The 16934-nt window shown below is 63.2% G+C and carries 16 protein-coding genes; 9 read left to right on the top strand and 7 right to left on the bottom strand.

The window, feature by feature from the left end; translation table 11 throughout:
• Positions 1-34 precede the first annotated feature (34 nt).
• Positions 35-1588, bottom strand: a complete 1554-nt coding sequence (gene norR, locus I5S59_RS09475) for a nitric oxide reductase transcriptional regulator NorR (RefSeq protein ID WP_197876357.1) — start codon at positions 1586-1588, stop codon at positions 35-37.
• Positions 1589-1741: 153 nt separating this feature from the next.
• On the opposite strand from norR, the gene hmpA reads away from it, so the two are divergent.
• Positions 1742-2923 (top strand): NO-inducible flavohemoprotein, encoded by a 1182-nt coding sequence (gene hmpA / locus I5S59_RS09470; RefSeq protein ID WP_128323810.1) that lies wholly within the window; start codon positions 1742-1744, stop codon positions 2921-2923.
• A 171-nt stretch (positions 2924-3094) separates the two neighbouring features.
• Positions 3095-3565 carry a phosphate-starvation-inducible protein PsiE gene (locus tag I5S59_RS09465; protein ID WP_197876356.1) on the top strand — a complete coding sequence of 157 codons (471 nt, stop codon included), beginning with the start codon at positions 3095-3097 and terminating at the stop codon, positions 3563-3565.
• On the opposite strand, the gene I5S59_RS09460 is transcribed toward I5S59_RS09465, so the two are convergent.
• The 5 genes from I5S59_RS09460 to I5S59_RS09440 form a co-directional block, all read right to left on the bottom strand.
• A complete protein-coding gene (locus I5S59_RS09460; protein ID WP_197876355.1) occupies positions 3525-3815 on the bottom strand; it encodes a DUF3509 domain-containing protein in 291 nt (96 codons plus the stop codon). The two genes, I5S59_RS09465 and I5S59_RS09460, sit on opposite strands and share 41 nt — an antisense overlap.
• 208 nt (positions 3816-4023) lie before the next feature.
• Entirely contained in the window at positions 4024-4431 is a 408-nt protein-coding gene (locus I5S59_RS09455) for an HPF/RaiA family ribosome-associated protein (RefSeq protein ID WP_128323815.1), read from the bottom strand.
• A gap of 178 nt (positions 4432-4609) precedes the next feature.
• Positions 4610-6949: a TonB-dependent Fe(3+) dicitrate receptor FecA gene (gene fecA, locus I5S59_RS09450; RefSeq protein WP_197876354.1), complete on the bottom strand. Its 2340-nt coding sequence runs from the start codon at positions 6947-6949 to the stop codon at positions 4610-4612.
• Positions 6950-7038: 89 nt separating this feature from the next.
• On the bottom strand, positions 7039-7974 hold the full coding sequence (locus I5S59_RS09445; protein WP_197876353.1) for a DUF4880 domain-containing protein: 936 nt from the start codon (positions 7972-7974) through the stop codon (positions 7039-7041).
• Positions 7971-8465 carry a sigma-70 family RNA polymerase sigma factor gene (locus I5S59_RS09440; RefSeq protein WP_197876352.1) on the bottom strand — a complete coding sequence of 165 codons (495 nt, stop codon included), beginning with the start codon at positions 8463-8465 and terminating at the stop codon, positions 7971-7973. Before I5S59_RS09440 ends, I5S59_RS09445 begins: the two co-directional genes overlap by 4 nt.
• Before the next feature lie 183 nt (positions 8466-8648).
• Here I5S59_RS09440 and I5S59_RS09435 point away from each other — a divergent pair, with 183 nt between their 5' ends.
• The 6 genes from I5S59_RS09435 to I5S59_RS09410 all read left to right on the top strand — a co-directional run bounded on the left by I5S59_RS09435 (position 8649) and on the right by I5S59_RS09410 (position 14941).
• The gene (locus I5S59_RS09435) at positions 8649-8951 is read left to right on the top strand and encodes a DUF3649 domain-containing protein (protein WP_197876351.1); all 303 of its coding nucleotides are present in this window, start codon (positions 8649-8651) and stop codon (positions 8949-8951) included.
• Positions 8951-10531, top strand: a complete 1581-nt coding sequence (locus I5S59_RS09430) for a PepSY-associated TM helix domain-containing protein (RefSeq protein ID WP_197876350.1) — start codon at positions 8951-8953, stop codon at positions 10529-10531. Before I5S59_RS09435 ends, I5S59_RS09430 begins: the two co-directional genes overlap by 1 nt.
• On the top strand, positions 10531-10857 hold the full coding sequence (locus I5S59_RS09425; protein ID WP_197876349.1) for a DUF3325 domain-containing protein: 327 nt from the start codon (positions 10531-10533) through the stop codon (positions 10855-10857). The genes I5S59_RS09430 and I5S59_RS09425 overlap by 1 nt, the downstream gene beginning before the upstream one ends.
• Positions 10858-10861: 4 nt before the next feature.
• A complete protein-coding gene (locus tag I5S59_RS09420) occupies positions 10862-11443 on the top strand; it encodes an RNA polymerase sigma factor (protein ID WP_197876348.1) in 582 nt (193 codons plus the stop codon).
• Positions 11440-12426, top strand: a complete 987-nt coding sequence (locus tag I5S59_RS09415) for a FecR family protein (protein ID WP_197876347.1) — start codon at positions 11440-11442, stop codon at positions 12424-12426. Before I5S59_RS09420 ends, I5S59_RS09415 begins: the two co-directional genes overlap by 4 nt.
• A 103-nt stretch (positions 12427-12529) precedes the next feature.
• The gene (locus I5S59_RS09410; RefSeq protein ID WP_197876346.1) at positions 12530-14941 is read left to right on the top strand and encodes a TonB-dependent receptor; all 2412 of its coding nucleotides are present in this window, start codon (positions 12530-12532) and stop codon (positions 14939-14941) included.
• On the opposite strand, the gene I5S59_RS09405 is transcribed toward I5S59_RS09410, so the two are convergent.
• Positions 14938-15813 (bottom strand): helix-turn-helix domain-containing protein, encoded by an 876-nt coding sequence (locus tag I5S59_RS09405; protein WP_197876345.1) that lies wholly within the window; start codon positions 15811-15813, stop codon positions 14938-14940. The two genes, I5S59_RS09410 and I5S59_RS09405, sit on opposite strands and share 4 nt — an antisense overlap.
• A gap of 137 nt (positions 15814-15950) precedes the next feature.
• Here I5S59_RS09405 and I5S59_RS09400 point away from each other — a divergent pair, with 137 nt between their 5' ends.
• The gene (locus I5S59_RS09400; protein ID WP_197876344.1) at positions 15951-16853 is read left to right on the top strand and encodes a DMT family transporter; all 903 of its coding nucleotides are present in this window, start codon (positions 15951-15953) and stop codon (positions 16851-16853) included.
• Positions 16854-16934 lie beyond the last annotated feature (81 nt).

Below are 16934 nucleotides of genomic sequence, written 5' to 3'. Positions count from 1 at the left end.
CCCGACAGCCCCAGGCTTTAATCACTCAGGCAAATCAGCGTAGCCCCAGGCGTTTGGCCAGGCGACTGAGGTTGGCCCGGTCCAGGCCCAGCTCGCGGGCGGTGCTGGCCCAGTTGTGCTCATTGCGCTCGAGGCTGGCCTGGATCAGTTGGCGCTGATAGTCGTCCAGGGCCTGGCGCAAGTCGCCGCTGGGCAGCGACGTGGCAGCGGGCGGCAAGGCGGCTTGCTGCCCGGGCGCTGGTTCGACGGGACGCAGGTCGAGGTCGTGGGCATCCAGGGTGAGGATCTTCGGGCGCTGGCGGTGTTGCCCCAAGGCCTTGAGCGCCGAGCGCCCGATCAGGTGCTCCAGCTCACGCACGTTGCCCGGCCAGTCGTAGGCCAGCAGGGCGGCCTGGGCTTCTGCACTCAGGCGCAGGCTGCCCAGGCCCATGCGCGAGCGGTTCTGTTCGAGAAAGTAGCCGCTAAGCAACAGCACATCGCGACCGCGTTCGCGCAGCGGCGGGACCCACAGCGGGTACACGCTCAGGCGATGATAGAAGTCGGCGCGGTAGCGGCCGGCGCGCACTTCTTCGGCCAGGTCGCGGTTGGTCGCGGCAATCAGGCGCACGTCGACGCGGTGCTCCTGGTCGGAACCCAGGCGTTGCAGCTGACCGCTCTGCAGCACGCGCAACAGCTTGGCCTGGACCGTCAGCGACAACTCGCCGACCTCGTCGAGAAACAGCGTGCCGCCGTTGGCCAGCTCGAACTTGCCCCGACGCTCGCCAACGGCACCGGTAAAGGCGCCACGCACATGGCCGAAAAGCTCGCTCTCCACCAGCGTGTCGGGCAGGGCCGCGCAGTTGAGGCTGATCAAGGGTTGCTGGGCACGGCTGGAGGCTTGATGGATTGCTTGCGCGACCAGCTCCTTGCCGACCCCGGTTTCGCCGGTGATCAGCACGGTCAGGTCGCTGCTGCCCACCAGCTGGATTTCCTCCAGCAGGCGCTTGTGGGCTTTACTCTGACCGATCAGCTCTTTGTGTTGCTGGCCGCTGGCCTGGCGGTAGACCTCGGCCCGTTCGTGTTCATCTTTGGCGCGCAGGGCCAGGCGTTCGATGCGCTCAGCGACATTCACTGTGGCGGCCGCGAGGCTGGCAAAGGCCTGCAAGGCATCGAGTTCGACCTGTTGGAATTGCTCCGGGTCCAGGGCATCGAGGGTCAGCAGGCCCCAGGGCTGCTCATCGACAAACAGCGGGCAGCCCATGCAGTCGTGGACTTCCAGGTGCTGGTGCAAGCCCTCGACCAACCCGTCGTAGGGGTCGGGCAGTTCGCTGTCGCTGGCAAAGCGGGTCGGTTCGCTGCTGCTGAGGATTGCCTCGAAGCGCGGGTGCTCGCTGACCTTGAAGCGTCGGCCCAGGGTGTCGGTGCTCAGGCCGTCGACGGCCAGCGGCACCAGCCATTCACCGTCCAGGCGCAGCAGCGCGGCGGCGTCGCAGGGCAGCAGGGCGCGCATGGCTTCGAGCAGGCGACGGTAGCGTTCGCGCTCGGGCAGGTCGCGGGACAGGTCGCTGACCAGCGGCAGCAAGGCGGTGAGCAGGGATTTTGCGGTCATAAAGACTCCTGTTGGTCTTAATGACTATATTCCTCTTGTGGTCTTTTTGACTAATTAATTTATAAGCTGTTGATTTATAAAGATTTAATAGTTGGCACGAAACCTGAAATAACAACTGCATTCATAAAGCAGCCACAGGCTCAGGAGTCATACATGCTCAATGCCCAGGATCGTGCAATCGTCAAAGCCACCGTCCCTCTGCTGGAAAGCGGCGGTGAAGCGCTGACCACCCACTTCTACAAGATGATGCTCAGCGAGTACCCCGAAGTGCGTCCGCTGTTCAACCAGGCCCACCAGGCCAGCGGCGACCAGCCACGGGCTCTGGCCAACGGCGTGCTGATGTATGCCCGGCACATTGACCAGCTCGAACAGCTGGGTGGCCTGGTCGGTCAGATCATCAACAAGCATGTGGCCTTGCAGATCCTTCCGGAACATTACCCGATCGTCGGTAGCTGCCTGCTGCGCGCCATCGAAGAGGTGCTGGGCAAGGAAATCGCTACCCCCGAAGTGATTGCAGCCTGGGGCGCGGCGTACCAGCAACTGGCCGATATCCTGATCGGCGCCGAAGGCGACATCTATGCACAGAAGGCGGCGGCCCCGGGTGGCTGGCGCGGTGCGCGTCAGTTCACTCTGGTCAAGCGCGTCGAGGAAAGCAGCGAGATCGTTTCCTTCTACTTTGCCCCGGTGGATGGCGGCGCGATTCTCAAGGCCGAGCCGGGCCAGTACATCGGTTTGCAACTGTTCATCGATGAGCAGGAGCAGCGCCGCAACTATTCCCTGTCGGCCCTGAGCAATGCCGGCCAGTACCGCATCAGCGTCAAACGCGAAGACGGCGGCAAGGTCTCCAACTACCTGCACGAGCAGATGAAGGAAGGCGACACGATCAACCTGTTCCCGCCATCGGGTGAATTCACCTTGAGTGCCAGCGACAAGCCGCTGGTGCTGATCAGTGGCGGCGTGGGCATTACCCCGACCCTGCCAATGCTCGAAGCCGCCCTCGACAGCGGTCGTCTGGTGCACTTTATCCACTGCGCACGCAACGGTGCGGTGCACGCCTTCCGAGACTGGGTGGATGAACTGGCTGCGCGTCATCCGCAACTCAAGCGCTTCTACTGCTACGCCGAAGACGACGGCGTGAGTGAGCCTGGTGATGCCCTGGGCCTGTTGACGGCCGACCAGTTGGGCCAGTGGCTGCCACAAGACCGTGACCTGGATGCCTACTTCCTGGGCCCCAAAGGCTTCATGGCCAGCATCAAGCGCCAGCTCAAGGGCCTGGGTGTGCCTGAACAGCAGAGCCGCTACGAGTTTTTCGGCCCGGCCAGCGCCCTGGAATAACCCGGTTTTTCCCACCTGCGCGTGAACGGACAAGGCACAGCCAGCAATGGCTGTGCCTTGCGGCATTTGGTCGCCTTCTCAAACAGGGTGCCTGGCCTTTTTACTGCATGCAGATAAAGCGTCATGTGCGTGCCGCATCATCCTTCTCGCCGTATCAAGGAAACCGAAATCGTGAACATCAATTGGGCTGACAAACTGCGCAAAGGCCTGCATGGCTCAGCCGACTCGCTGGGCAACCTTTGCGTCGAAGCGTTTCACTATCTGGCGTTGTTCGGGATTGGTGCGATCACCGCCTATGCGGCGGTAGCGACCTTCATCGACATGCTCAGCAAGGGCGGTGTCAGCGTCGATGACATCCTGTTGCTGTTCATCTACCTCGAGCTCGGGGCCATGGTCGGGATCTACTTCAAGACCAACCACATGCCGATCCGCTTCCTGCTCTATGTCGCGATCACGGCACTGACCCGTTTGCTGATCGGCGACGTCTCGCACCACAAGGCGCCGGATGTCGGCCTGCTGTATGTGTGCGGCGGCATCTTGCTGCTGGCATTTGCCATTCTGGTGGTGCGCTATGCCTCGTACCAATACCCGTCGACCAAAGCTATCGATGCGAGCGGCAAAGAGATCGAAGAGTCGAAGTAGCCTGCATGGCGGCTAGCACTTCCATGGCGTTGTGGCCCTGCTCGATGGCGATGCCGAACTGGACGCTTTCGATCAGATGTTGCAGGCGTTTGGGGTCGTTGCGCTGGGCCGGGCTGATCAGCCGCTTGGCCACCACCCCTTGTTCGTTGGACAGGGTCAGCATGATGCTGCCGTCCAGTCGCTCGATGCTCAGGTTGACGCGATAGTGCGGTGCGAAAGCGTCGTTGATCTGCTCGAAAGGATTGATCATGGGGCTTCACCTGCGAAAGACATGCAGTGATTGACCGGGTGAGGGTGGGTTGGTTCAGCAGGACTGCTCAATGGCTGTTGTGGGGAGGACTGATGTCGAGCGCATGTGCTGGCTGGCTCCTTGTCGCAGCACCAGGAATGTACAGCTACAAAAAAAGGCGAGCCCACTGGGCTCGCCTTTTTACCGTCTGCGTTCTGCTTATTTTTTATCAGCTGATGCTGCGAGCTTGCTCGTTCTCCAGGAACTCTTCCTGCAGCAGACCGTCATTCTGGGCGCCGTCGACGCTTTGCTGAGCGACGGCGCGTTTGCTGCGCAGTTTGCCGTAGAAGTGCTCCAGGGCATGGTTGAGCTTGATTGCGGCACCTTCGACAGCCTGGTCGAGCGATGCGGATTTATGGCTCACGGAAATCGGTTGATGGCCTTTTGGGCGTGCCTCCATCTGGCAGCGTTTGTCATGCGGACCGGGCTTGTCGCCGTTCTCGTCGCGCAGGTGGACCTCAACGCGGGTGAGGTCTTCTTCAAATCGTTCGAGCGTGCTTTCCAGTGTGCTGCGGACCCACTCTTCCAGTCGAATGTTGCCTTGAATATGGTTGTCGCTATTGACTTGGATTTGCATAGTTCAATCCCTTATTCAGCTAGCTCGCAAGAGAATCGATGGGGCCGTTGCGGCCGGTGGAACTCATCGCCTCTTGACTACAAGGTCAGGCACTTGGCGCAACATTTCAACCCCTTGAAGAAGAAAAATATCTTGTAGCAAAAAGCCCGGCGGCGGCCGGGCTTTTGCATGCGCTGGATCAGAACGCGACCGAGGTCTGCAGGTATACCGTACGAGGTTCACCCACGTACTTGCCCTTGTTGTTGTCGTCAAACGAGCGGGTGTAGTACTGGTGATTGAAGAGGTTTTTCACCCCGACGGCGACGTTCAGGTTGGACAGCTGCGGGCCGAAATCATAGGCGGCACGGCTGCTGAACAGCATGTAGCCAGGGATGCGGCCGGTGCTGCCGTCGGCGCTTTCGCGGGTGGTGTTGGCGTTGTCGGCGAACTGGTCGCTCTGGTAGGTGCTGTCCAGGTTGAGCTGCCACGGGCCCTCGGTGTAACCAACCCCCAAGGTGCCTTTGTGGCGCGAGGAGAAGGGCACGCGATTGCCCTTGTTCGGCCCGTCTTCGCGGATTTTAGCGTCAACAAAGGCGTAGGTTGCGTAAACGTCGAAACCGGCCAGCGCAGGGTTCAAACCTTCGAGGGCGTACTTGACGCTGGTCTCGATGCCCTGGTGACGGGTTTCGCCGCGGGCAATCACCGAATCATTGGTCTGGTTGCTTTCGTACTGGTTGTCGAAGTTGATCAGGAACGCACCGATTTCGGCCTGCAGCAGGCCATCGTCGTAGCGCGTGCCCAGTTCCCAGGTACGCGCCTTTTCCGGTTTGACTTCGCCGCTGCTGACCCGGTTGGGCATCTGGCTGTACTGCACGCTGCCGAAGGAGCCTTCGGTGTTGGCATACAGGTTCCAGCTGTCGGTCAGGTGGTACATGACGTTCAGGGCCGGCAACGCGGTGTTGTAGTCGCCCTGGTAGCGCACGCCGTTGATCTTGTTGGTCTGCTCCGAGTCGATCATCTCGTAGCGGATGCCCGGTGTGATGGTCCACTGGCCGATGTCGATGCGGTCATCGAGGAAAATCGCATGGGCGTCGGTGCTGCCACGGGTGTCGCGGTCTTTGCGGCTGGCGGTGGTGGGCAACTGGTCGGCGCTGAGCGGTTCGCGGTAGCGCAGTTCGTGGCTGGCCTCGTTGATGTAGCGGTAGCCCACCCCGACTTCATGCCAGCTTTCGCCCATGGCAAAGCCCTGCGACAGGCGGGTTTCGATGCCGCGCACCCAGTATTCGCGGGGTGACAGCGAGATAAAGTTGCCCTGGTCCAGGTAGCCGCTGCGCAGGGTCTTGGTGAAGAAGCTGTTGACGCTGAACTGGCGGGCATCTTCCTTGTAGTCGTAACCGAGATTGAACATGGTCCGGCGGCCCCAGAACTTGTCCTGCAAGCGGGTCGACTGGTACGGGTCGGCATCGTAGTCGGCAACGCTCAGGCCACCGGGCATCTGTGCTTCGCCTTCGTAGTACTGGGCCATGGCGTGCAGGCTGTTGGCTTCGTCGAGCTGCAGTTTGCCTTTGAGGATCAGGTCGTCGATCTGCGTGTCGCTGTGCTCGCGCCAGTCGCCACCGCGGGTGCCGGAGTAGAGCAGGGCGCCGCCCAGGCCGTTGTCGTTGGTGCCGCCGGCCAGCAGGTTGGCGCTGGTCTTGAAACCGTCATGGCTGGAGGACGGGCTGGTCTGGGTCTGGAAACCGGCCTTGACTGTAGGCTCGTCGGGAATCGCCCGGGTCACGAAGTTGACGATACCGCCGACGTTTTGCGGGCCGTAGCGCACGGCACCACCGCCGCGCACGACATCCACGGCATCCATGTTGCCCATGCTGATGGGCGCAAACGACAGCTGCGGCTGGCCGTACGGGGCGAAAGGCACCGGAATGCCGTCCATCAGCACCGTCGAGCGCGATGCCAGGCGCGGGTTGAGCCCGCGAATGCCGAAGTTCAGCGCCATGTCGTGGCTGCCGGTGCCGTTGTTTTCCGGGGCGTTGACGCCAGGAATGCGGTTGAGGACTTCACGGGCGGTGGTGGCACCACTGCGCTCGAATTCTTCACGGCGCACCACATCGCGGGCACCGGCGTGTTCGAACACATTGTCCTGCTGGGCCGCGCCCAGCCAGTCACCGACCACCGACGACACGCCCAGCTCTACCGGCGCAGTGGCAGGCGTCGCCGGTTGCAGGCTGTAGGCGTTGTCGCCTTCAGCACGGGCTTGCAAGCCGCTGCCTTGAAGCAGAATGTCGAGGGCTTGCTGCGCGCTGTACTGGCCGTGCAAGCCCGGGCTCTGCAGGCCTTGGGTAACCTGAGAGCCAAACGAAATCAACACACCGCTCTCGCGACCGAACTGGTTCAGGGCGGCTTCCAGCGACATCGGTGCGATCTGGTAGCTGCGCGCAACACTGTCGTCGGCGTGGGCCGGCACGGCGGCGAAGCTCAGGCCGGCACCAAACAGCACGGCACGAAGGGACTGGGCAAGTGGACTCGGGCGAAGGGGCATGCAAGGGGTCCTTGAGAAGGTCAACGCAAAGGGTTCTGCCTTCTCTGTCACGCGAGATGAAATATCGGCTCAGAAGATTTGAAAAAAACTCAGGCCCTGGCTTCGACCGTGACCCAGTAGCGGGTAAAGCGCCGCACCCGCACGGGCAGGGCAATCTCCAGCAGGTCGAGAATGCGCTCGCTGTCGGCCAGTGGATAACTGCCGGAGATCAGCAGGCCGGCCACCTCGGGGGCGCAATTGAGCTGGCCACGGCGGTAGCGGCCGAGGTCGGCAAGAAAGTCGTCAAGGCGCCTGTGCGAGGCGACCAGCATGCCGTCGACCCAGGCCCCGGCATTGCTGTCGAGCGCTTGCCGGGCCTGCCACTGCGGGCTATTGAAGCGCGCCTGATAGCCTGCCGCCAGCGGGTTGCCGGCGAGCTGGGCGGTGCCCTGGTAGATCCCGAGCTGGCTGTAGCGCTCGAACTGGCGCAGGTTGTAGCGGCCTGTGCCCAGCTGCAGCAAGCCAAAGTCGGTGAGCAGGTGCAGCGGACGGGCATCCTCGGCAACGCTCAGCTGGATTTCACCGTCCAGCAGGCGTATCAGCCGTTGCTGGCTGTCAAAGCGGACATCAACGGCGCTGCGGGTGTTCAGGTGCAGCTGGCTGCCATCATCGAGTTGCTGGCGGCGGCGTTCGCCCACCGGGCTGCGATAGTCGGCGAGCAGGCCCGGTACCGGGTTGTGCTGTTGCAGGGTCAAACCGGCCGCGCCGCCAACCCCCAGAATCAGCAAGGTCTTGAGTGCCCGACGGCGGCTGGCCGAACGCGGCGCCTGCAAGGCTGCATGGGCCAGCGGCGAGGACAGGCCCCGCAAGCGCTGGTTGACCCGCTGAATATGCTCCCAGGCGCGGCGGTGCTCTTCGTGGGCCTGCAGCCACTGTTGCATGGCCTGCTGCTGGCGCGGGTCGAGTGCGCCACCTTGCAGTTCGATCAGCCAGTGCACGGCCTGCTCGGCCACCTGCGGGGAAAATTCCGCGTGGGAGGTGTTCACAGGGCGAAGTAACAGCGCATGGCCGCCTTGTTCAGGTCGCGTTTGACAGTGGCCAGCGAGATGTTCAGTTGCGCAGCGATTTCGCCATAGCTCAGGCCGTCGACCTGGGCCATCAGGAAAGCGCGCTTGACCCGTGGTGCCAGGCCGTCGAGCAGGCGGTCCAGTTCCAGCAGGGTTTCGAAGATGATTGCCCGGTGTTCTTCCGAAGGCGCCAGTGCTTCGGGTAACTGGGCCAGCGCCTGGTAGTAGGCGCGCTCGACATCCTGACGCCGGTAATGGTTGAACAGCACCCGCTTGGCGACAGTGGTGAGGAACGCCCGTGGTTCGTTGAGCACCGGCGTTTCCCGCGCCTGCAGCAGGCGCATGAAGGTGTCGTGGGCCAGGTCGGCGGCGTTGTCCGGGCAGCCCAGGCGTTGTCGCAACCAGCTGGTGAGCCAGTTGTGATGGGCGTGGTAAAGGCCTTCAAGCGAGGAAGAAGGGGCGCTGGGCACCGTGAACACTCCGGCGCCACAATGCGCAACAGAATAAGAATTGTTCGCATTGTAGTTTTTTTTTTAAGCGATCAGCAAACGTTTGGTGACTGGAGGTCATGTCGACTCGGGCCAGCACTCTGAACTTTGCTTATGAGAATATTAATCATTATTATTGGCGTCTCTTCGATATGGATGGACGCCATGAACCTTAAAGTCGCCGCACTGCCCGTGAGTTATCGCCTGGCCGTGACATCGCGTTGCCTGGCAGCAGTGTTGGGCGGCTATGTGTTGGCGGCCATGGCCAGTGTCTGCGTGACCTTGCTGGCGCCCATGCCCAAAGCCGAGGCGGTAATCAGCGGCATGATGCTGTCGTTCCTCTTCTACCTGGTGGCGTTTCTCTGGTGCTTTGCCTGCCGCAGCGCCTGGCATGCCTGGTGGGGTGTGCTGCTGCCGAGCCTGGTGCTGGGGGCGATCAACGGCCTGGCTTACTGGGCAGGCAACTGATGAAAGAGGGTTTTCGCCAGGCGATGGCCTGGCTGCACACCTGGACCGGGCTGATCTTCGGCTGGTTGCTGTTCGCGATTTTCCTGACCGGGACCCTGTCCTACTTCAAGGAAGAGATCAGCCACTGGGCCCAGCCCGAAGTCCCGGTGCGTGCGCTGGATGCGCCGGCGAGCCTGGCCCTGGCGCAGGATTACCTGCAACTGCATGCCCCGCAGGCGGCAAGCTGGTTCATTCGCCTGCCGGATGCCCGCGAGCCCGGGCTGAGTGTCAGCTGGCGTGCACCCGGTGGCGGGCGAAGGGATTTCGTCGACAAGACCCTCGCCCCCGCCAGCGGTGCCGAAATCCAGGCCCGGGACACACGCGGCGGCGAGTTCTTCTACCGGTTTCACTTTCAGCTGGAAATGCCCCACCCGTGGGGACGCTGGCTGACCACGTTTGCCGCCTTCATCATGCTGGTGGGGCTGGTGACCGGGATCATCACCCACAAGAAAATCTTCAAGGAGTTCTTTACCTTTCGCCCCGGCAAGGGCCAGCGCTCCTGGCTCGACGGCCACAACGCGATTGGTGTGCTGGTGCTGCCGTTTCACCTGATGATCAGCTACAGCAGCCTGGTGATATTCATGGCGATGGTCATGCCGGCGAGCATCATCGCCAGCTACGGCAACGACACCCGGGGCTTTTTCAATGATCTGTTCGCTGCGCCTGCCGAGGTCAGCGCGGCCGGTGTGAGCGCGCCGCTGATGCCATTGCCGGTGCTCTATGCCCAGGTGCAGGGGCAATCACCGGGCAGCCGTGTCGGCTGGATCGAAGTGCAGAACCCGGGTGACCAGAATGCCCGCGTACGCTTCAGCCGCCATGCCGGCGAGCGGATTGCCCACCAGCGCGGTGGTGGCTGGCTGTTCGATGGCGTCAACGGCACGCTGCAGGCGCAAAGCAGCCTTGAGGCGACGCCGATGCTGATCTCTGGCGGCATGTACGGTTTGCACATGGGTGAGTTTGCCGGCCCCTGGCTGCGCTGGTTGTATTTCTTCTTTGGCCTGGCTGGCACGGCGGTGATCGGCACGGGCCTGGTGATGTGGCTGGGCAAGCGTCAGCTCAAGCATGCCAAGCGTGATGCCCAGCCGTTCGAACTGCGTCTGGTCGAGGTGCTGAACATCGCCAGCATGAGCGGCCTGGTGCTGGGCGTGGCGGCGTTCTTCTGGGCCAACCGGCTGTTGCCGGTGGCGCTGGCGGGACGTGCCGACTGGGAGATCAGGTGCTTCTTCCTGCTTTGGGTGTTGTCGCTGCTGCACGCCATGCTGCGCCCCGGGCGCCGCGCCTGGGCCGAGCAGTTGAGCCTGGCGGCGGTGCTGTGGGCCGGTTTGCCGCTGCTCAACCAGCTCACCACTGGCCAGGGCCTGTTGCACTCGATTCCGGCGGGCGACTGGGCCATGGCCGGCTTCGACCTGACCGCGCTGGGCAGTGGCCTGTTCCTGGCCTGGGCGGCGGGCAAGATGTGGCGTACGCCGGTGGTGAGCAAGCGCGCGGCGAAACCGGCAAAAATGGCACGCAGCACCTTGATTGAAAGCGAGGTGGGCTGATGCTTGCAGTTGCCCTGTTCGGATTTGCCGGCTTTGCCGGCCTGTGCCTGTGTATGGAAAAACACTACAAGGAACTGCTCGGTCGTGTGCCGCCGGCGCGTCGCTTGCGCACCTTGCAGGTCGGTGGCTGGTCGTTGCTGCTGGTGGCGCTGTGGCTTGCCGTGGGCAACAGCGGCTGGGCGATGGGCCTGGTTGAGCTCGTCGCGGTATTGATGGGAGGCGTGACCCTGTGGGTATTCATGCTGCCGTATCAACCGCGCCTGCTGTTGGGGCTCGCGGCACTCAGCCTGGTTCTCGGGCCGGTGCTGGCGCTGTTGCCCGGGTAAACGCATGAACGAACCTTTCGAGGGGCCGGGTGAGCCGGCCGCAGACGTTGACGGCGCCAGCGGGCGTGCGCGTTTTCTTCAGGTGTTCCTGGCCCAGCGCCCGCGCATGGAGGCCCTGGTCAGCCGTCGGGTTGGCTGTCGTGCCACGGCCTCGGATTTGATCCAGGAGTTGTTCCTGCGCTTCTGGCGGCGTCCCCAGGTGCGGGTCGAGGCGCTGGATACCTACCTGCTGCGCTGTGCCGGCAACATTGCCATCGACCACCTGCGCAGCGAGGGCGCCCGCGAGCGGGTCAATGACACCTTGCAGTGGAGCCTGGACGATTGCTACGGTGCCGAACCGCACACGGCCTTCGAAGTCGACCACGACCTGCAGTGTATCGAGGCGGCCTTGCGTGAGCTGCCCGAGCGCACCCGGCAGATTTTCCTGCTCAACCGTGTGCACGGCCGCAAGTATGCCGAGATAGCCAAGGCCATGGGGATTTCCCAGAGCGCGGTGGAAAAACACATGATGCGCGCGTTGGACGCGTGCAAAGCCAGTATCGCCATGGCTCCGGCCGCGGCCCGCCAGCCAGGGAATGCACCATGACCCGCCCATCGATCACGCCGACTGCCGAGCAGGAACAGGCCGCCTTGCACTGGCTGAGCCAGATCAACGAGCAACCTGCCCTGGGCGAAAGCGCCGCGTTCAAACGCTGGCTGCTGGCCGACCCCGCGCACGCACAGGCCTATGCCCAGGCCCAGGCCCTGTGGCGGCTGACGGAAGGCCCGGCGCGCCACCTTGCCGGGCAAGAGGCGCAGACGCTGCAGCACTACCTGCAGACGATGGACCAGGCAAAGTCCGGCCGCTATTGGCGTCGGGGTGGCGTTTGCGCCGCCGTGGCGTGCCTGGTGCTGGCACTGGGCACCTTGGCCGGCTGGCATCCGGCCTACTGGCTGCAAGACCTGCAGGCCGACCATGTGACGGCGGCGGGGCAGGTGCAGCAGATTACCCTGGCCGATCAGTCGCGCATGACCCTGGATGCTGGCAGCGCTGTGGCGGTTGAGTTCAGCCACGGCCAGCGTCAGGTGCGGGTGCTCCGTGGCGCAGCATTTTTCCAGGTAACCCACACCGGTGAGCCGTTCGTGGTCGAAGCGGGCGAAGGCGCTGTGCACGTGCTGGGTACCCAGTTCGAGGGGCGCCGCGAGGCGGCCGGTGCCCAGGTGACGGTGTTGTCCGGGCGGGTCGGGGTGAACGCGGTGTCCGGGCAGGCGCAGCAGCTTCTGCAGAGCGGCCAGCGCCTGAGCTATCACGACACGCAGCTGGGCAGTGTCAAGACGGTGGATAGCGAAGCGCAACTGGCCTGGCGCCAGGGCTGGCTGAACTATTACCAGGTGCCGCTGAGCGTGGTGATCGATGACCTGGCCCGATACTACCCGGGGCGCATCCTCCTGCTCGACGGCGCGCTGGCGAGGCGTACGGTCAGCGGCAGCTTCCCTGCCGACCAGCCGTTGGCAGCGCTGGACTCGCTGGGCGCAGTGCTTGGCTTTAGCCGTCACACCCTGTTGGGGCGAGTGACGGTAATCCGCTGAAAAATATTTTCAATCGGGGGTGAGGTAACCCAGGGCGGCAGCCGTGTAGTGAGTGAAAGTGCGATTCATTCGCATACACTCATTCTTTCACAGGTCACCGGTCATGACGTTCAGGGCACCCCCTACTGCCGCACGCTACTTCTCCCTCTGGCTTGGCACCTCGATGCTGGTCACCTGCAGCGGGCTGCCGCTGATTGCCCAGGCGACTGAACAGCAGCAGTTCACCTTTGCCCAGCCAGGCAAACCCTTGGTGCAGGCCTTGAACGATTTCAGCCGGGTTACCGGCCAGAGCGTGATCTACACCATCGAGCTGCCGGCCATACAGGCCCCGGCACTCAGGGGTACGCTCAGTGCCGAGCAGGCGTTGCAGCAACTGCTCGGTACGTCGGGACTGGTGTACCGGCGCATCAACGCCCGCACCCTGACCGTCGAACCTGCCGCCAGCGAGGGCGTGCTGAACCTTGATGCGACCCAGGTCAGCTCCCGGGCGGATGCCGCCTACAGCTATCAACCGCCGCAGAACAGTTCGGTGATGCGCAGCCAGGCAGCGATCCAGGACATCCCGCAGGCGATCAACGTGGTGCCGGCCCAGGTGCTGGTCGACCAGACGCCGCGCAACCTCGATGACGCCCTGGCCAACGTCAGTGGCATCACCCAGGGCAATAACTTCGGTGGCACCCAGGACACGGTGATGAAGCGTGGCTTTGGTGACAACCGCGACGGTTCGATCATGCGTGACGGTATGCCGCTGGTGCAGGGCCGCAGCCTCAACGCCACCACCGAGCGGGTTGAGGTGCTCAAGGGGCCGGCTTCGCTGTTGTACGGCATTCAGGACCCGGGCGGGGTGGTCAACGTGGTCAGCAAGCGCCCGCAGCTACAGGGCTACAACGCCCTGAACCTGCGTGGCTCCAGTTACGGCAGCGGCAAGAATGGCAGTGGCGGCGGCCTCGACAGCACTGGTGCCCTGGGCGACAGCGGCTTTGCCTATCGGCTGGTGCTGGATCACGAAGACGAAGACTACTGGCGCAATTTTGGCGTGCACCGCGAGTCGCTGGTTGCACCGTCGCTGGCCTGGTACGGGGAGGCCACCCAGGTTGTGCTGTCGTATGAGCACCGCGAGTTTCTCTATCCCTTCGACCGTGGCACGGCGATCGATCCGCGCACCAATCATCCGCTGGATATCCCCAGTACCCGCCGCCTGGACGAGCCGTTCAACGACATGGAAGGGCGCTCGGACCTGTACCGGCTGGAAGTCGACCACCAGCTCAGTGATGACTGGAAGGCGCACTTCGGTTACAGCTTCAATCGCGAAACCTACGACGCCAGCCAGGTGCGGGTGACTGCGGTGAACCCGGCCAAAGGTACCCTGACCCGCAGCATGGACGGCACCCGTGGTGCCCTGAGCAGCGACCGTTTTGTCACCCTGAGCCTGGAAGGCACGCTGCAACTGGCCGGCATGCAACATGACGTGTTGTTCGGTTATGACAACGAGTACCGCAAAATTTATCGCGACGACCTGATCCGCCAGAGCAGCAAGACCACCTTCAGCTACCTCGACCCGATTTACGGTCGCGAAGTGGAGGGCACCACGGTGCGCGACAGCGACAGCGCCCAGACCGACAAGCTGCGCAGCGACTCGCTGTTTTTCCAGGATTCGGTGCACCTGGATGATCACTGGATCCTGGTGGCCGGTGCGCGCTATCAGATGTACGACCAGATCGCCGGACGCGGCCGGCCGTTCACCGCCAACACCAACAATAACGGCCAGACCTGGGTGCCGCGCCTGGGGCTGGCGTACAAGGTCGACGACAGCCTGTCGTTCTATGGCAGCTACACCGAGTCGTTCAAACCCAACTCGAGCATTGCGCCGTTGACCGGAGGGCTGGTGCTGGACTCGGCGATCGAGCCGGAAGAAGCCAAGTCGTGGGAGCTGGGCGCCAAGCTCGACCTGCCGGGCGCCGTGACCGGCACGCTGGCGCTGTTCGACATCAGCAAACGCAACGTGCTGGTCGCCAACTTCGACCAGGCCAGTGGCGACACCCTCTACAGCAATGCCGGCGAAGTGCGCTCGCGCGGTGTCGAGCTCGACCTGAGCGGCCAGCTCAGTGAGCGCTGGAGCCTGATCGGCAACTATGCCTTCATTGATGCCGAGGTCACCGAAGATCCGGAGCTCAAGGGCAAGCGCCTGCAGAACGTGGCGCGCCACAGTGGTGCGGTGTCGGTGGTGTATGACGTCGGCAGCGTGCTTGGCGGTGATCGTCTGCGGGTGGGCGGCGGTGCGCGCTATGTCGGTGAACGTGCCGGTAATCCGGTCAACGATTTCGAATTGCCGGCGTACACCGTCGCCGATGCCTTCGCCAGTTACGAAACCCGTCTGGATGAGCACAAGGTGCGCTTTCAGCTCAACGTGAAGAACCTGTTCGACAAGACCTACTACAGCTCGGCGGTGAACCGCAATTTTGTGTCGATTGGCGACTCGCGCCAGGTCAGCCTGTCGAGCACCCTCGAGTTCTAACGCCGGAACGCCGCCCGGTAGGCACCGGGCGTGGCGCCCAACGCCTGGCGGAAGCGGTTGCTGAAGTGGCTGGCGCTGGCAAACCCGCAATGCAGTGCAACGTCGCCCAGCGCCAGGTCGCTTCCGCGCAACAACTGGCAGGCTGTGGCCAGGCGCCGGGCCAGCAGGTACTGGTGTGGCGGCAGGCCGAAGCTTTCGCGAAACATCCGCGCAAAGTGGTACTCGGACAAATTGCACAGCGCTGCCAGCTCACCCAGGCTCAATGCCTGGTCCAGGTGGCTTTCGATGTATTCGCTCAGTTGCCGGCGCTGATGCGCGGCCAGCCCGCCCTTCAGGCGCAGGCCCTTGCGCAGGCCGACCTGGCTGAGCACCGCATGGTCGAGAATGGCGTGGGCCAGGGTGCTGGTCAGCAGCCGCTCACCGGGCTCGTCCCAGTTCAGCGCGATCAACTGGCGAAAACGCCGGGCTTGTTCGGGGTCATCGAGAAAGGTTGCTTCCTGCAGTTGCAGCTCGCGGGGCTCGCGATCAAGCAGGCGCACACAGCCGAGGGCGAACTGTTCTTCGCTGATGTACAGGTGCGCCAGGCGAATCGAACCATTGACCACCCAGTGTGACGGCGCGCCGGCCGGCATGATGCACAGCTTGTCGGGTGAACCTTTGCGGGCGGGCTGGTCGCGGCGAAAGGTGCCGGTGCCGTCGGCGATGTAGCAGGACAGGGTGTGGTGGGTGGTGGCCTCGTAGTCACGGGCGTCGTGGCGGTTGTTCCACAGGGCTGCTGCCAGGCCGTCCCCCAGATGCGCGCTGTGTTCCAGGCGGGCATGGGGTGAGTCGTGCATGGATTTGAAGACTTGCAGCTGGTTCAACGGCGTCATCTGAACTCCCTCTCAAGCCCATCCTACTCCGGCGCGCGCGTACCGGCAGCAGCCGTCCGCGCAAAAGCGCAAGAATGTGCAAGCGGGCATCGCACCGGCGGCCACAGACTGAAAGCCTGGATGCGAGGAGTGCTGCCATGAACCTGTCGTTGTACCTGTTGACTGTATTGATCTGGGGCACCACCTGGATTGCCCTGAAACTGCAACTGGGCGTGGTCGCCATTCCGGTGTCGATTGTCTATCGCTTTGCCCTGGCGGGGCTGATCCTGTTCGCGATCCTGCTGCTCAGCCGTCGTTTGCAGCCGATGAACCGGCGTGGCCACGGCATCTGTCTGGCGCAGGGGCTGTGCCTGTTCTGTGTCAATTTCATGTGTTTTCTGACGGCCAGCCAGTGGATTCCCAGCGGTTTGATCGCCGTGGTGTTCTCGACTGCGACCTTGTGGAATGCGCTCAATGCGCGGGTGTTTTTTGGGCAGAAGATAGCGGCTAACGTGCTGGGCGGTGGCGCGCTGGGCCTGGGCGGTCTGGGCTTGCTGTTCTGGCCTGAACTGTCGGGGCACGCGGCCAGCCGCGAAACCTTGATCGGCCTGGCGCTGGCCCTGCTTGGCACCCTGTGCTTCTCGGCGGGCAACATGCTCTCCAGCCTGCAGCAGAAAGCCGGCTTGCGGCCGATGACCACCAACGCCTGGGGCATGCTCTACGGAGCCGGGATGCTGGCGGTGTATTGCGTGTTCAGCGGTATTCCGTTTGATATGGAATGGAACACGCGCTACATCGGCTCGCTGTTGTACCTAGTGATTCCGGGCTCGGTGATCGGCTTTACTGCGTACCTGACCCTGGTCGGGCGCATGGGGCCGGAACGGGCAGCGTATTGCACCGTCCTGTTCCCGCTGGTGGCGCTGAATGTGTCGGCGTTTGCCGAAGGCTACCAGTGGACAGCACCGGCACTGTGCGGGCTGGTGCTGGTGATGCTGGGCAATGTGCTGGTGTTCAGGAAGCCCAAGGCCAAGGTGACGGGTGCTGCCGTTGTTTTGAGGTAGACGCTCCTACAGGTCTGGGATGCCCCTCAACCTGTAGGAGCGTGGCTTGCCCGCGAAAAGCGATGACGCGGTGCATCAGGG

This window comes from Pseudomonas alkylphenolica (assembly GCF_016009175.1).
Lineage (GTDB): Bacteria > Pseudomonadota > Gammaproteobacteria > Pseudomonadales > Pseudomonadaceae > Aquipseudomonas > Aquipseudomonas alkylphenolica_B.
This window is presented reverse-complemented; position numbering and strand designations above follow the sequence as displayed.

What these genes read in the sequence shown, in the direction of transcription:
- I5S59_RS09400 (WP_197876344.1), top strand. Translation starts at nt 15,951, where the DNA reads ATGAACCTGTCGTTGTACCTGTTGACTGTATTGATCTGGGGCACCACC.
- I5S59_RS09415 (WP_197876347.1), top strand. Translation starts at nt 11,440, where the DNA reads ATGACCCGCCCATCGATCACGCCGACTGCCGAGCAGGAACAGGCCGCC.
- I5S59_RS09420 (WP_197876348.1), top strand. Translation starts at nt 10,862, where the DNA reads ATGAACGAACCTTTCGAGGGGCCGGGTGAGCCGGCCGCAGACGTTGAC.
- I5S59_RS09455 (WP_128323815.1), bottom strand. Translation starts at nt 4,431, where the DNA reads ATGCAAATCCAAGTCAATAGCGACAACCATATTCAAGGCAACATTCGA.
- I5S59_RS09425 (WP_197876349.1), top strand. Translation starts at nt 10,531, where the DNA reads ATGCTTGCAGTTGCCCTGTTCGGATTTGCCGGCTTTGCCGGCCTGTGC.
- I5S59_RS09460 (WP_197876355.1), bottom strand. Translation starts at nt 3,815, where the DNA reads ATGATCAATCCTTTCGAGCAGATCAACGACGCTTTCGCACCGCACTAT.
- I5S59_RS09410 (WP_197876346.1), top strand. Translation starts at nt 12,530, where the DNA reads ATGACGTTCAGGGCACCCCCTACTGCCGCACGCTACTTCTCCCTCTGG.
- hmpA (WP_128323810.1), top strand. Translation starts at nt 1,742, where the DNA reads ATGCTCAATGCCCAGGATCGTGCAATCGTCAAAGCCACCGTCCCTCTG.
- I5S59_RS09405 (WP_197876345.1), bottom strand. Translation starts at nt 15,813, where the DNA reads ATGACGCCGTTGAACCAGCTGCAAGTCTTCAAATCCATGCACGACTCA.
- I5S59_RS09435 (WP_197876351.1), top strand. Translation starts at nt 8,649, where the DNA reads ATGAACCTTAAAGTCGCCGCACTGCCCGTGAGTTATCGCCTGGCCGTG.
- fecA (WP_197876354.1), bottom strand. Translation starts at nt 6,949, where the DNA reads ATGCCCCTTCGCCCGAGTCCACTTGCCCAGTCCCTTCGTGCCGTGCTG.
- I5S59_RS09430 (WP_197876350.1), top strand. Translation starts at nt 8,951, where the DNA reads ATGAAAGAGGGTTTTCGCCAGGCGATGGCCTGGCTGCACACCTGGACC.
- norR (WP_197876357.1), bottom strand. Translation starts at nt 1,588, where the DNA reads ATGACCGCAAAATCCCTGCTCACCGCCTTGCTGCCGCTGGTCAGCGAC.